Annotated in this window: 13 protein-coding genes; all 13 read right to left on the bottom strand. The window is 63.9% G+C overall.

The window, feature by feature from the left end:
- Positions 1-99: 99 nt before the first annotated feature.
- Positions 100-822 (bottom strand): pyrimidine 5'-nucleotidase, encoded by a 723-nt coding sequence (locus MSIL_RS06195; RefSeq protein WP_012590243.1) that lies wholly within the window; start codon positions 820-822, stop codon positions 100-102.
- A gap of 65 nt (positions 823-887) precedes the next feature.
- Positions 888-1772, bottom strand: coding sequence for an acetylglutamate kinase (gene argB, locus MSIL_RS06190; protein ID WP_012590242.1), 885 nt, complete (start codon positions 1770-1772; stop codon positions 888-890).
- Positions 1773-1857: 85 nt separating this feature from the next.
- A complete protein-coding gene (gene yihA, locus MSIL_RS06185; RefSeq protein ID WP_012590241.1) occupies positions 1858-2538 on the bottom strand; it encodes a ribosome biogenesis GTP-binding protein YihA/YsxC in 681 nt (226 codons plus the stop codon).
- The gene (yidC, locus tag MSIL_RS06180; protein ID WP_012590240.1) at positions 2535-4337 is read right to left on the bottom strand and encodes a membrane protein insertase YidC; all 1803 of its coding nucleotides are present in this window, start codon (positions 4335-4337) and stop codon (positions 2535-2537) included. Before yidC ends, yihA begins: the two co-directional genes overlap by 4 nt.
- A gap of 101 nt (positions 4338-4438) precedes the next feature.
- Positions 4439-4939 carry a ribonuclease P protein component gene (gene rnpA, locus MSIL_RS06175; protein ID WP_083772179.1) on the bottom strand — a complete coding sequence of 167 codons (501 nt, stop codon included), beginning with the start codon at positions 4937-4939 and terminating at the stop codon, positions 4439-4441.
- Between the two features lie 31 nt (positions 4940-4970).
- On the bottom strand, positions 4971-5105 hold the full coding sequence (rpmH, locus tag MSIL_RS20575) for a 50S ribosomal protein L34 (RefSeq protein ID WP_012590238.1): 135 nt from the start codon (positions 5103-5105) through the stop codon (positions 4971-4973).
- Positions 5106-5278: 173 nt separating this feature from the next.
- Entirely contained in the window at positions 5279-5962 is a 684-nt protein-coding gene (rpe, locus tag MSIL_RS06170) for a ribulose-phosphate 3-epimerase (RefSeq protein ID WP_012590237.1), read from the bottom strand.
- 13 nt (positions 5963-5975) lie between these two features.
- Positions 5976-6899, bottom strand: a complete 924-nt coding sequence (gene cbbX, locus MSIL_RS06165) for a CbbX protein (protein WP_012590236.1) — start codon at positions 6897-6899, stop codon at positions 5976-5978.
- Positions 6900-6929: 30 nt separating this feature from the next.
- Positions 6930-7349, bottom strand: a complete 420-nt coding sequence (locus MSIL_RS06160) for a ribulose bisphosphate carboxylase small subunit (protein WP_012590235.1) — start codon at positions 7347-7349, stop codon at positions 6930-6932.
- A 101-nt stretch (positions 7350-7450) separates the two neighbouring features.
- Positions 7451-8905, bottom strand: coding sequence for a form I ribulose bisphosphate carboxylase large subunit (locus tag MSIL_RS06155; RefSeq protein ID WP_012590234.1), 1455 nt, complete (start codon positions 8903-8905; stop codon positions 7451-7453).
- Positions 8906-8944: 39 nt separating this feature from the next.
- Positions 8945-10030, bottom strand: coding sequence for a class II fructose-bisphosphate aldolase (gene fba / locus MSIL_RS06150; protein WP_012590233.1), 1086 nt, complete (start codon positions 10028-10030; stop codon positions 8945-8947).
- A gap of 158 nt (positions 10031-10188) precedes the next feature.
- Positions 10189-12192, bottom strand: a complete 2004-nt coding sequence (gene tkt / locus MSIL_RS06145; RefSeq protein ID WP_012590232.1) for a transketolase — start codon at positions 12190-12192, stop codon at positions 10189-10191.
- Positions 12167-13081 (bottom strand): phosphoribulokinase, encoded by a 915-nt coding sequence (locus MSIL_RS06140; RefSeq protein ID WP_012590231.1) that lies wholly within the window; start codon positions 13079-13081, stop codon positions 12167-12169. The genes tkt and MSIL_RS06140 overlap by 26 nt, the downstream gene beginning before the upstream one ends.
- Positions 13082-13152 lie beyond the last annotated feature (71 nt).

Raw genomic sequence — 13152 nt, 5'->3', positions numbered from 1 at the left:
TTGCGGGACTTTCGGTTTGCTGGGGCGTCGGCTAGAGCCGTTACAGCTTTCGCGCCGTTGAGGCAACGGTCCTAAGTCTCTCGGAGGGGTGGGGAGCCTCTAGGCGCTCGGCTTCGCGCCGGCGACGATGTCGACGAGAAAGGCTTCGAGGTCCGCCGTGATGAAGTCGATATGCGGTGGCGCCGCCTCGCTCACCATCTCGAAGGCCTCGCGGTGGTCGATCTGCCCGGGTTTTGGCACCACCAGCGCCGTGGTCATGCCGCGCGCATGCGGCACGATCAGATTGCGGGCGAGATCCTCGAACATCACCGAACGGGCGGGGTCGACGCCATGCTTGTCGAAGAAGCGCTCGTAGGTTTCAGCGGCGGGCTTTGGCGTGAAGTCGGCCGCGACGATGTCGAAAATATCCTCGAACATTTCGTCGATTCCGAGCGCCTGCGCGGTGCGCAGCGCATGGTCGCGCGAGCCATTGGTCAGGATCAGCTTGCGGCCGGGCAGCGCGAGAATCGCGCTCGCCAGCGAATGGTTGGGTTTTAGGCCGGAGCGGTCGATATCATGCGCGAAATCGAGAAATTCCTCGGCGCTGATGCGGTGCTCCTCCATCAGGCCGCGCAGGGTCGTGCCATAGCGCTCATAATAATATTTTTGCAGCGCGCGCGATGACATGCCGTCGAGGCCGAAGAGATGCGACATGAACAAAGTGATGCGCGCGTCGATCTTCGGCCATAGGTCGCTGTCGGCGGGATAGAGCGTGTTGTCGAGATCGAAGACCCAGATGTCCTTCTGCGCGAACAGATCGGCGACGCGCGCGCGCCGCCGCAAAGAGGGGCCCAGCGGGTCGATGGCCGCCGCCGTCTCATCCGGCGTCAGGGGGTGGTCTTCGTGCTTCACCGCGTGATCAGCGTTCCCGCGCCATGGTCCGTCAGAAGCTCGACAAGCACCGCATGCGGCGTTTTTCCGTCGAGGATCACGACGCCCTCGACGCCCTGTTCGAGCGCGTAAATGCAGGTCTCCACCTTGGGGATCATGCCGCCGGTGATGACGCCTTCGGCGATCAGGGCGTGGATCTGATCAACCCGCAGCTCCTTGATCAGATTCTTGTCGCGGTCGAGCACGCCGGGCACGTCGGTCAGGAACAAAAGCCGTTTCGCCTTGAGCGCGCCGGCGATCGCGCCGGCGAAGGTGTCGGCATTGACGTTATAGGTCTCGCCATCGACCCCTTGCGCGATCGGAGCCAGCACGGGGATCAGCTCGCGGCCGAGCACCTGTTCGAGCACGGTGGCGTCGACCTTGGCCGGCTCGCCGACGAAGCCGAGATCGACGCCGTCGCTGGTGCGCGCGACCTTATGGGCGATCACCATATTGCCGTCCTTGCCGCAGAGCCCGATCGCGCGGCCGCCCTCGGCGTTGATGGAGCCGACGATCTGCTTGTTGATCGAGCCGGCGAGCACCATTTCGACGATTTCGACGGTCTCCTTGTCGGTGATCCGCAGCCCGTCGGAAAATTCGGATTTGATGCCGAGCTTCTTCAGCATGGCGCCGATCTGCGGCCCGCCGCCATGCACGACGACGGGATTGAGGCCGGACTGCTCAAGCAGCACCATGTCGCGGGCGAAATCCCGCGCGACCGTTTCGTCGCCCATCGCATGGCCGCCATATTTCACGACGACCGTCGCGTCGTCGTAATGCAGCATATGCGGCAGCGCCTGCATCAGGATGGCGGCCTGCTCCTGCGCCTTTTGCTGCTCTGTGGATGCGCCTGCGTCGGTCATGCGTTCTTTTGCCCAGCTCTGAGATCGAAGCCTATCTATCCGCCAATGATGACAAGCTCAACGCAGAGCGAGCTCGGGCGACCTGTCAATGGCCGTGCTCGGCCAGCAGCCTGGCGATGGCGGCGCGCAGCTCGGCGACGCCGTCCGCCGTCCGCGACGAGGTGAAGATCGCCTGCGGATAGGCGGCCGGACGCTTCTCGATCGCCTTCAGGGTTTCCTCGATGCGGCGCGCGGCGTCGGCCTCCTTCACCTCGTCCTGCTTGGTCAGCACGATCTGGTAGGAGAGGGCGCAGCGGTCGAGCAGATCCATCATCTCGTAATCCGGCGGCTTCAGGCCATGGCGCCCGTCGATCAGCACGAAGGCGCGCAAGAGCGGCGCGCGGCCGCGCAGATAATCCTGCATCAGCTGCGTCCAGGAGGCGATCTGCTCCTTCGAGGCGGCGGCATAGCCATAGCCCGGCATGTCGACGAGCCGCAGCCTGGCGTCGTCGATGCCGCCGCCAAGCCCAAAGAAATTGAGTTCGCGCGTGCGGCCGGGCGTATGCGAGGTGCGCGCCAGGCTCTTGCGGTTGGTCAGCGCATTGAGCAGCGAGGATTTGCCGACATTGGAGCGGCCGGCGAAAGCGATTTCCGGCGCGCCCGGCGGCGGCAGGCTGGCGACCGAGCTCGCCGCCCAGAGGAAATCACATTCGGCGGCGAATAATTTGCGGCCGACCTCGTTGAAGTCGGCGAGCGCCGCAACGGGAGCCGGGTCAATGTCGCTCAACTCGTGACCTTCTTGCGAAACAGCGACGCCAGATTGTCGAACAATTCGACCTTCACCCCCGCCCGCTTCATGATGAGCGTTTGCTGGGAGACGGACAGAATATTGTTCCAGGTCCAGTAGATGACGAGGCCGACCGGGAAGCCGCCGAGGGTGAAGGTGAAGATCACCGGCATCCAGGTGAAAATCTGCTTCTGCATCGGGTCGGCGGGCTCGGGATTGGCCTTCATCTGGACGAACATCGAGACGCCCATCAGAAGCGGCCACACGCCAATGGCGAGGAAATGACCGATCAGCGGGAGTTGCGTCGGATCGAACGGCAGCAGTCCGAACAGATTGAACAGATTGGTGGGATCAGGCGCCGAGAGATCGTGGATCCAGCCGAAGAAGGGCGCATGCCGCATTTCGATGGTGACGAACAGCACCTTGTACAGCGCGAAGAACACCGGGATCTGAATCAGCATCGGCAGACAGCCGGAGACGGGATTGATCTTCTCGCGCTTGTAGAGCGCCATCGTCTCCTGCTGCTGCTTCATCTTGTCTTCGGGATATTTTTCCCGCAGCGCCGCGATTTCGGGCGCGACCGCCTTCATCTTGGCCATCGACAGATAGCTCTTGTTGGCGAGCGGGAAGAACAGACCCTTGACGATCACAGTCGCAAGCAGGATCGCGACGCCGAAATTGCCGGTCAGCGAATAAAGGAAATGCAGCAGCCGGAACATCGGCCGGGTGATGAAATAGAACCAGCCCCAATCGATCAGGAGCTCGAATTTCTTGATGCCGAGATCGGCCTGATAGGCGTCGAGCGTATGGACTTCCTTGGCGCCGGCGAAGACGCGGCTCATCGCCTCGGTCGTGGCTCCGGGAGCGATGGTCTGCACGGGGCCGACAAAATCAGCGCGATAGGTTTTAATGCCGCTTGGCGTCGAATTGGCCGAAAAGCGCGCTTCGATCGGCGCCGCCTGGTCGGGAATGACGGTCGCGGCCCAATATTTGTCCGTGAAGCCGAGCCAGCCGCCAGCGCCGGAGAAGGTCTTATAGCCGTGGTCTTCCTTTTCGATCTTGTCGTAATGGAATTCCTGCACGCCCGCGTCGCCGATGACGCCGACAAATCCTTCATGCAGCACCGCGTAATTCACGGTTTTCGGGAGGCCGTGGCGCGCAACCAGCGCATAGGAGGCGAGCGTCACCGGCTTGGCGGATTTGTTCTCGACGCTGTCCTTGATCGTAAACATGAAGCGGTCGTCGACCGCGATCTGGCGATGGAAGACAAGGCCCTGACCATTGTCATAGGTCAGGGTGACCGGCGCCTCCGGGGTCAGCGCATCGCGATCAGCCGTCCAGACTGTGTCGGAGCGCGGCACGGCGACCGCCTCGCCGGGCGCCGGGACGAAGCCAGCCTCGGCGTAATAGGCGTCCGGCGCCCCCTGCGGCGACAGCAGCACGATGTTGGGGCTGTTCGGGTCGACCGTCTCGCGATAGCCCTTGAGCGAAACGTCGTCGAGCCGCGCGCCCTTTAGGGACAGCGAGCCGAAAATCGCCGGCGTATCGATTTTTAGCCGCGGAGAGGCGGCGAGCGCCTCGGCGCGGGTCTTGGGAAGGGCGTCAAGCGGCGAAAAATTGGCGGCGTCCTGCGGCGTCGCAGCAGACTGCGGCTGCGTTCCGGCCGGCGCATTTTGGCTCTGCGTCTGGGCAAGGCGCGCCCGGTCGGCCTGTTTCGGCGCGAAGATATAGCTCCAGCCAACGATCACGAGGCACGACAGGCCGATCGCAAGATAGAGATTCCTCGAATCCTTATTCATGTTGCTCTAGCCGCCTTTGCGCCAGGGGTCCGGCCTCAGTACCGGATCGATGTGACCATATACAGAATGGAGGCCGCCGGCGGCGGTCCACCGTCGCGGAATCAGACGCCGCCGCTCCCTTGCGGGCGGCTTTGTTGCGGCGCCTCGCGGTTTGGTCCGCGTTTGCGCGAGCGTCCGTCGGGCTTCGATTGGCTGGATTCGATTTTGTCGATCGCCCGGATCAGTTCAACCTGCATTGTTGCGAAGGCGAGGCGAAGAGCCTCGATGCGGGCGACTACTACATAGTCGCGGCAAGGCCGCGCGGGAAGGGCCTCTGCCGTGCGCAACGCTTCCTTGAACCGCCGCCGGATGCGGTTGCGCACGACGGCGCCGCCGACCTTTTTGGTGACGGTGAAGCCGAATCGCGGCGCGGCAGTGGCGCGGTCGCTTTCGGGCCGCTCCACAGCCTGAAGCGTAAAACCCTTGGCGTGGAAGCGTTTGCCCTTGGCGGCGCGAACAAAATCCGCCCGGCGTTTCAGCCGCGCCGGCGCTGCCGGAGAAGGAGCCTCCTGCACGATGCGCCTGCCTTGCTGCTGCGGCGCGCCAAGGCGCGCGGCGAACATCGCCGCGGCCGTCAGCGCCGCACGCCTTGGCTCAAGCGGAGAGTTTCTTGCGGCCCCGCGCGCGGCGCGCTGCAATGATCCGGCGCCCGCCGACAGTCGCCATCCGGGCCCGGAACCCGTGCCGGCGCTTGCGCACGAGCTTGCTCGGTTGATAAGTCCGCTTCACCGTCAACTTCCTTCAATTATTTTGCGTGTCGCCGGCCGCTGTTCGCAGCCCGCGCGTCGAGAACGCGGGCGCGACATTCGCGCCCGGCGCAGAACGCGTCTTATAAGGGCGTCGTCGTTGTGAAGTCAATTTGGCGCAGCCAATTTGCAGAGGCGGCGAGGCAGGGGCGAGGTTCAGGCCGCATCGCGCCGCGCGGTCGCCGCCGCGCTGGCGCGAATGGCGGCGATATTGGCGGCGTATTGGCCAGGGCCCCCCTTGAACACCGCCGAGCCCGCGACGAGCGTGTCGGCCCCCGCCGCCGCGACAAGCGCCGCCGTCTCCGGATTGACTCCTCCGTCGACCTCGATGCGGATCGGGCGATCGCCGATCATCGCCTTGAGCTCGGCGATTTTTTCGACCGCCGAGGGGATGAAGGCCTGGCCGCCGAAACCGGGATTGACCGACATCACCAGCACGAGATCGAGAAGATCCAGCACATGCTTGACGCTGGAGGCCGGGCTCGCCGGATTCAGCACGACGCCGGCCTTCTTGCCGAGGGCGCGGATCGCCTGCAGCGAGCGGTGCAGATGCGGGCCGGCCTCGACATGGACGGCGATGAGATCGGCGCCGGCTTGCGCAAAGGCTTCGAGATAGGGATCGCAGGGCGCGATCATCAAATGCACGTCGAAGGGCAAATGCGTATGCGGCCGCAGCGCCGCGACGATCGCCGGGCCGATCGTGATGTTCGGCACGAAATGACCGTCCATGACGTCGACGTGAATCCAGTCGGCGCCGGCCTCCGTGATGGCGCGGACTTCCTCGCCGAGCTTTGCGAAATCGGCGGACAGGATGGACGGCGCGATGACGAGCGGATTCATGATGCTGACCTTCTCAATTCGAGTTTTCCGCGTTGAACACCCGGCTCGACAATATGTCGGCCGCGTCGATCGTCATCAGATCCTCGAGGCGGACGGGGCCGTCCTGCTCGAAATAGCGGCTGGCGTGGCGCAGGCGGGCTCGGTCGAGCGCATTGCGGACCGAGCGCGCGTTGGAGAACAGCGGCTGGCGGCGCCGCTCCGTGATATAGGCCGCAAAGGCCTCTGCGCCGTCAGGGCTGAATTTATAATGCTGGGCGGCGAGCATCGATTCGGCGATCGCCATCAATTCGCTGTCCGCGTAGTCGGGAAAATCGATGTGATGCGCGATTCGCGAGCGAAAGCCCGGGTTGGAGCGGAAGAACTGATCCATGCGGTAGGCGTAGCCGGCGAGGATCACGACAAGATCCTCGCGCTGATTCTCCATCACCTGCAAAAGAATTTCGATCGCCTCCTGCCCGTAATCGCGCTCATTCTCCTGGCGATAGAGGTAATAGGCCTCGTCGATGAACAAGACGCCGCCCATCGCTTTCTTTAGGATCTCTTTCGTCTTCGGCGCGGTGTGGCCGATATATTGGCCGACAAGATCGTCGCGCGTCACCGAGACGAGATGGCCTTTGCGGATGTAGCCGAGCTTGTGCAGAATCTCCGCCATGCGGAGGGCGACCGTGGTCTTGCCGGTCCCGGCATTGCCGGTAAAGGACATATGCAGGGTCGGCGGCTCGGAGATCAGGCCGAGGCGGCGGCGCACGCGGTCGACGATGAGCAGCGCGCAGATCTGCCGGATGCGCTCCTTGACGGGGGCGAGCCCGACCAGCTCGCGGTCGAGCGTGTCGAGAACCTCCGCGACATGGGTGTCGCGCAATTCGGCGCGCAGGTCGATCGTCGCCTGCGGCGCGCCGCCATCGTCGCCGGATTGCGTTGGCTGCTCGTCATTCATCCTTCGCGTCTCTATCTCGTCGGCCGCGCCTCAATAGCGCTCCGATTCCGGCCGGTCGACCGCATAGGACTGCAGCGAATAGATCTGCCGGCGACCAGGCCCCTCGGTCCGCAGGAGGCGAAAGCCCGGCTCCTTCTCAGGACGATTGACGATGAAGGAGATGCGCACGCTCTCCCATCCAGGCGAGGCGTCGAAACCCGAAAGCCGCACATAATAGCGCCCGGCATGGGCCTTGCGGCAGGCATCGAGCTCAAGCATGACGGCGGCGGGGTCCTTGATGTCGAACATCGGCAGATCCCACATCTCCCAATAGGTGTTCCTCGGGTGCGGATCGTCCGTGTATTCGAGATTGATCGCCCATCCCTTATCGATGCAATAATGCACCTGTGACCGGATCTGATCGTCGGTGAGGTCCGGCAGGAACGAAAAGCACCCCTGTGTGACGCGCATCGGATCTCCTCGCTGGATCACGATGATTTTGGATCGAAGCCAAAATCATGAAACGTGATCGACTCCAATGGTTTGGAGCATGACGCCAGCGGCGTCATGCTTTATGCGGGCGTTGCGGTCGGGATGAAATCGGGCGAATCCGTCGACGTGTAATCAAAGCTGACGTCTTTCCAGACGTCGAGCGCCTGGCGCAGCGGCGTACATCCCCGGGCCGCATCTTCGAGGATCGTCTGGCCCTCGGCGAGCGTATCGCGTCCGCAATTGCGTGCGAAGATCATCGCTTCCAGCGCGACGCGATTGGCGGTCGCGCCTGCGGCGATTCCCATGGGATGGCCGATGGTGCCGCCGCCGAACTGCAGCACGACGTCCTCGCCAAGGAGAGCGAGCAGCTGGTGCATCTGGCCCGCGTGGATGCCGCCCGAGGCGACCGGCATCAGCTTGTTCAGCGAGGCCCAGTGCTGGTCGAAGAAAATCCCGTGTTCGAGCTGCTGCGGATTATAATCCTCGCGGCAGATGTCGTAATAGCCGCGCGTCGTATTGGGATCGCCCTCGAGCTTGCCGACGACGGTGCCGGCGTGGATATGGTCGACGCCGGCGAGCCGCATCCACTTGGCGATGACGCGGAAAGAGACGCCATGGATCTTCTGCCGCGTATAGGTCGAATGACCGGCGCGATGCAGATGCAGGATCATGTCGTTGCGGCGCGCCCATTTGGCCATGGACTGGATCGCCGTATAGCCGATCACGAGGTCGATCATGATGATGACCGAGCCGAGCTCCTTGGCGAATTCGGCCCGCTCATACATGTCTTCCATGGTGGCGGCGGTGACGTTGAGATAGGTGCCCTTGATCTCGCCGGTCGCCGCCTCGGCGCGGTTGACCGCCTCCATGCAATAGAGGAACCGGTCGCGCCAATGCATGAAGGGCTGCGAATTGATGTTTTCGTCGTCCTTGGTGAAGTCGAGCCCGCCCTTTAGCGCCTCATAGACGACGCGGCCATAATTGCGGCCGGAGAGGCCGAGCTTCGGCTTGACCGTGGCGCCGAGCAGGGGGCGGCCGAATTTGTCGAGCCGCTCGCGTTCGACGACGATGCCCGTCGCCGGCCCCTGAAAAGTCTTCACATAGGCGACCGGAAAACGCATGTCCTCAAGCCGCAGCGCCCGCAGCGGCTTGAAGCCGAAGACATTACCGATGATCGAGGCCGCGAGATTGGAGATCGAGCCCGGCTCGAACAGATCGAGATCATAGGCGATAAAGGCGAACCAGGAGCCGGGCGCATTCGGCACCGGATCGACGCGATAGCATTTGGCGCGATATTTTTCGGATGCCGTCAGCCGGTCGGTCCACACCACCGTCCAGGTCGCGGTCGAGGATTCTCCGGCGACGGCGGCCGAAGCCTCGATCGGATCGACCCCCTCCTGCGGCGTCACGCGAAAACAGGCGATGATGTCGGTCTCGCCCGGAACATAATCCGGCTGCCAATAGCCCATCTCGCGATATTCCATCACGCCCGCCGAGTAGCGGGAGCGGGGCTGAGCGGGCGGCGAGGCGGTCATCGGGCTCTCCTTCGCGTGGCGGCGCGGCGCGCCCAGCCTCTATTCCGCCGCCGAACGCTGCAGATGGGCGCGCGGCTCGAGGCTGCCCGACGCGTAGCGCTTGGCCATCGCCGACATCGGCAGCACCTTGATCTTCGAGGCGTTGCCGGCGGTGCCGAATTGTTCGAGGCGCAGCTTGCAGACCGCGCGCATAGCGTCCATCGCCGGCTTCAGGAATTTGCGTGGATCGAATTCATCCTTGAACTCGGTCGCGATGCGGCGGAACTGGCCCGTCATGGCGAGACGGCAGTCGGTGTCGATATTGACCTTGCGCACTCCATGCTTGATGCCACGAACGATCTCCTCAACCGGCACGCCGAACGTCTGACGCATGCCGCCGCCATTGGCGTTGAAAATATCTTGCAGATCCTGCGGCACCGACGACGAGCCGTGCATCACAAGATGGGTGTTCGGCAGCTTGGCGTGGATCTCCTCGATCACTTTCATCGAGAGGATTTCGCCATCGGGCTTGCGCGAAAACTTATAGGCCCCGTGCGAAGTTCCCATTGCGATGGCGAGCGCGTCGACTTTTGTGCGCATCACGAAATCGACCGCCTGGTCGGGGTCGGTCAGGAGCTGATCGCGGCTCAGCACGCCCTCGGCGCCATGGCCGTCTTCCTGTTCGCCGGTCCCATGTTCGAGCGAGCCGAGCACGCCAAGTTCGCCTTCGACCGAAGCGCCGACGAGATGGGCGACTTCGGCGACCCGGGCCGTAATCGCCACGTTGTAGTCATATGAGGCGGGGGTTTTGGCGTCGGCTTCGAGCGAGCCGTCCATCATCACCGACGAGAAGCCATATTGGATGGCGCTGAAGCAGGTCGCCTCGCCATTGCCGTGGTCCTGGTGCATGCAGATCGGGATATCCGGATACATCTCGATCAGCGCCTCGATCATCTTGGCGAGCATGATGTCGTTGGCGTAGCCGCGCGCGCCGCGGCTGGCCTGGATGATCACCGGGGCGTCGACCGAGGCGGCCGCTTCGACGATCGCGAGGCCCTGCTCCATATTGTTGATGTTGAAGGCGGGAACGCCATAATCATGCTCGGCGGCGTGATCGAGCAGCTGGCGAAGGGTAATTCGAGCCATGTCTAATCTCCGTCCACAGTGTGAATCGTGGGCCAGCCGGCCGTTCAGGCCGGCGCGTGAAGCATTGAAGGCGAGGCCCGCCCGCCGCCGCGGTCAAGCAACTCGCGGACCGTTTCCTCGCCCGGCATATTCAGCGCGCGAGCCGCGCACAAATTCGTTCAGCGCGCGAGCCGCGCGCGGGCTTCGGCGACGACCGCATCCACGGTAATGCCGAATTTCTTGTAGAGTTCGCCGGCCGGAGCGCTAGCGCCAAATGACGACATGCCGACGAAGCCGTCATCCCGGTCAAGCACAATATCCCAGCCCTGCCGCAGCGCCGCCTCGACGCCGACCCGCGGCGCCGTTCCGATGACGCTGGCGCGATAGGCGGCCGGCGCCTCGGCGAACAGCTCGAAGCAGGGGATCGACACCACGGCCGCCCTGACGCCTTCGGCGCGAAGCCGGTCGGCCGCCTCGACCGCCAAAGAAACTTCGGAGCCCGTCGCAAACAGCGTCACGTCGCGTTCGCCTTCCGGCGCGCGCAGCACATAGGCGCCGGCGGCGCTGAGATTCTCAGTCGTATGGTCGCGCCGCACGATCGGCAGATTCTGCCGCGTCAGCGCGATCACCGAGGGCGAAGTCCGGCGCTCCAGCGCGAGCTGCCAGGCCTCGGCCGTCTCGACGGCGTCCGCCGGGCGGAACACAAGCAGATTGGGAATGGCGCGCAGCGAGGCCAGGTGCTCGACCGGCTGATGCGTCGGCCCGTCCTCGCCGAGCCCGATCGAATCATGGGTCAGCACATGAATGACGCGAATGCCCATCAGCGCCGCAAGGCGGATCGCAGGCCGACTATAGTCGGCAAAGACGAGGAAGGTTCCGCCATAGGGGATGAAGCCGCCATGCAGGGCGATGCCGTTCATCGCGGCGGCCATGCCGAATTCGCGGATGCCGTAATGCAGGTAGCGACCGGAAAAATCGACCGGCGACACCGGCTTCATGTCGGCGGCCTTGGTGTTGTTGGAGCCCGTGAGGTCGGCCGAACCGCCGATCAGATTGGGCTGCGCCGGGGCGAGCTTGTCGAGCAGCTTTTGCGAAGAGATGCGCGTCGCCTGCGGCGCGTTGGCGTCGCTCGCCGCCTTCTTGAACGCTTCGACCGCGTCTGCGACCGCGGGCTCGATGTCGCCGCTGATGTCGGCCTTGAATCGCGCCTGCAGCACAGGCTCGAGCGCTGCGAGCCGCGCCTCCCAGGCGGCGCGAGGGGCCGACGCCTTCACCGCCGTCTCGCGCCAGGCGCTGGCGATCGGATCGGGGATCTCGAAAGGCGCATGCGGCCAGCCATAGGCGGCGCGCGTTCCCGCGACCTCGTCCTTGCCGAGCGCCGCGCCATGAACCGCATGGGTACCGGCCTTGGTCGGCGCGCCATAGCCGATGGTGGTGCGGCAGGCGATGAGGGTCGGCCGGTCGGAGGATTGCGCCGCCTCGAGGGCCTTCGCGACCGCCTCGGGATCATGTCCGTCGACGCTCGCTGCCGCCCATCCGGCCGCCTCGAAGCGGGCGAGCTGGTTGGTCGAATCGGCCAACGAAACCTTGCCGTCGATGGTGATGCCATTGTCATCCCAAAGAACGATCAGTTTCGACAGTTTCAGGTGCCCGGCGAGCGTGATCGCCTCCTGGCTGACACCCTCCATCAAGCAGCCGTCGCCGGCGATGACATAGGTGCGGTGATTGACGGCGCCTGAGCCAAAGCGCGCGGCGAGCAGTTTTTCGGCGATCGCCATGCCGACCGCCGCGGCGAGGCCCTGGCCGAGCGGCCCAGTCGTGGTCTCGACGCCGGCAGTGTGGCCATATTCGGGATGTCCCGGCGTCTTCGAATCGAGCTGACGGAAGCGCTCGATTTCGGCTCGCGTGACGCCCGGATAGCCGAGCAGATAGAGCAGGGAATAGAGCAGCATCGAGCCATGGCCGGCAGACAGGACGAAGCGGTCGCGGTCCGGCCACGCGGGATCGGCGGGATCGAATTTCATGAAGCGCGTAAACAGCACGGTCGCGACGTCGGCCATGCCCATCGGCATGCCGGGATGGCCGGAGTTCGCCTTCTCCACGGCGTCGATGGACAGCACGCGGATGGCGTTCGCCATCTCGGCGTCCGTCGCTCCCTTAGAAGTTTTCGTGAGCGCGTTCATCGAATTTCCGTCCTTGGGTCAGGCGCCTTCTGCGCTCGACCAGCTGCAGAATGAAAGGCGTCAGGATGAGCTGCATGGCGATGTCGAGCTTGGCGCCGGGGATGACGATGGAGTTCGCGCGCGACATGAAGCTGTCGTGGATCATCGACAGCAGATAGGGAAAGTCGATGCCGCTCGGCTTGGCGAAGCGGATGATCACCATGGATTCGTCCGCCGTCGGGATCCAGCGCGCCGTGAAGGGATTTGAGGTGTCGACCGTCGGCACGCGCTGGAAGTTAATGTCCGTCTCCGTGAACTGCGGGCAGATGTAGCGCGTATAATCTGGCATCCGGCGCAAGATCGTGTCCATCACCGCTTCGGTCGTATAGCCGCGGTCGGCGCGGTCGCGATGGATCTTCTGAATCCATTCGAGATTGATCACCGGAACGACGCCGATCTTCAGGTCGGCGTGGCGGGCTATATTGACCTTGTCGGTCACGGACGCGCCATGCAGGCCTTCATAGAACAGGAGGTCGCTGTGCGCCTGAAGCGATTTCCATTCCGTAAAAGTGCCGGGCTCCTGGCCGAATAGCGCGGCCTCGGCCTCGTCATGCACATAATGGCGGGTCTTGGCGACGCCCCGCGCGCTATAGGTGCGGAAGACCTCTTCAAGCTCATCGAGCAGATTGGCGGCCGGCCCGAAATGGCTGAAATGATTGTTGCCTCTGGCCGACTCCTCCTCCATCACGTTCCGCATTTCGATGCGATCGTAGCGGTGGAAGGCGTCGCCCTCGATATAGCAGGCGTTAATTCCCTCGCGCCGGAAAATCTGCTCGAAGGTGCGCTTGACCGAGGTGGTGCCAGCGCCCGACGAACCGGTAACCGAAATGATCGGATATCTGACCGACATGACCTTTTGAGCTTCCCCGCTCTCGTCAACACATTAGAGCATGACGCCGCCGAAGCCATGCTCCGCGCGGC

This window comes from Methylocella silvestris BL2, from assembly GCF_000021745.1.
Classification (GTDB): domain Bacteria; phylum Pseudomonadota; class Alphaproteobacteria; order Rhizobiales; family Beijerinckiaceae; genus Methylocapsa; species Methylocapsa silvestris.
Note: the sequence above shows the minus strand (reverse complement) of the source record. Positions and strands in the feature narration are given on the sequence as shown.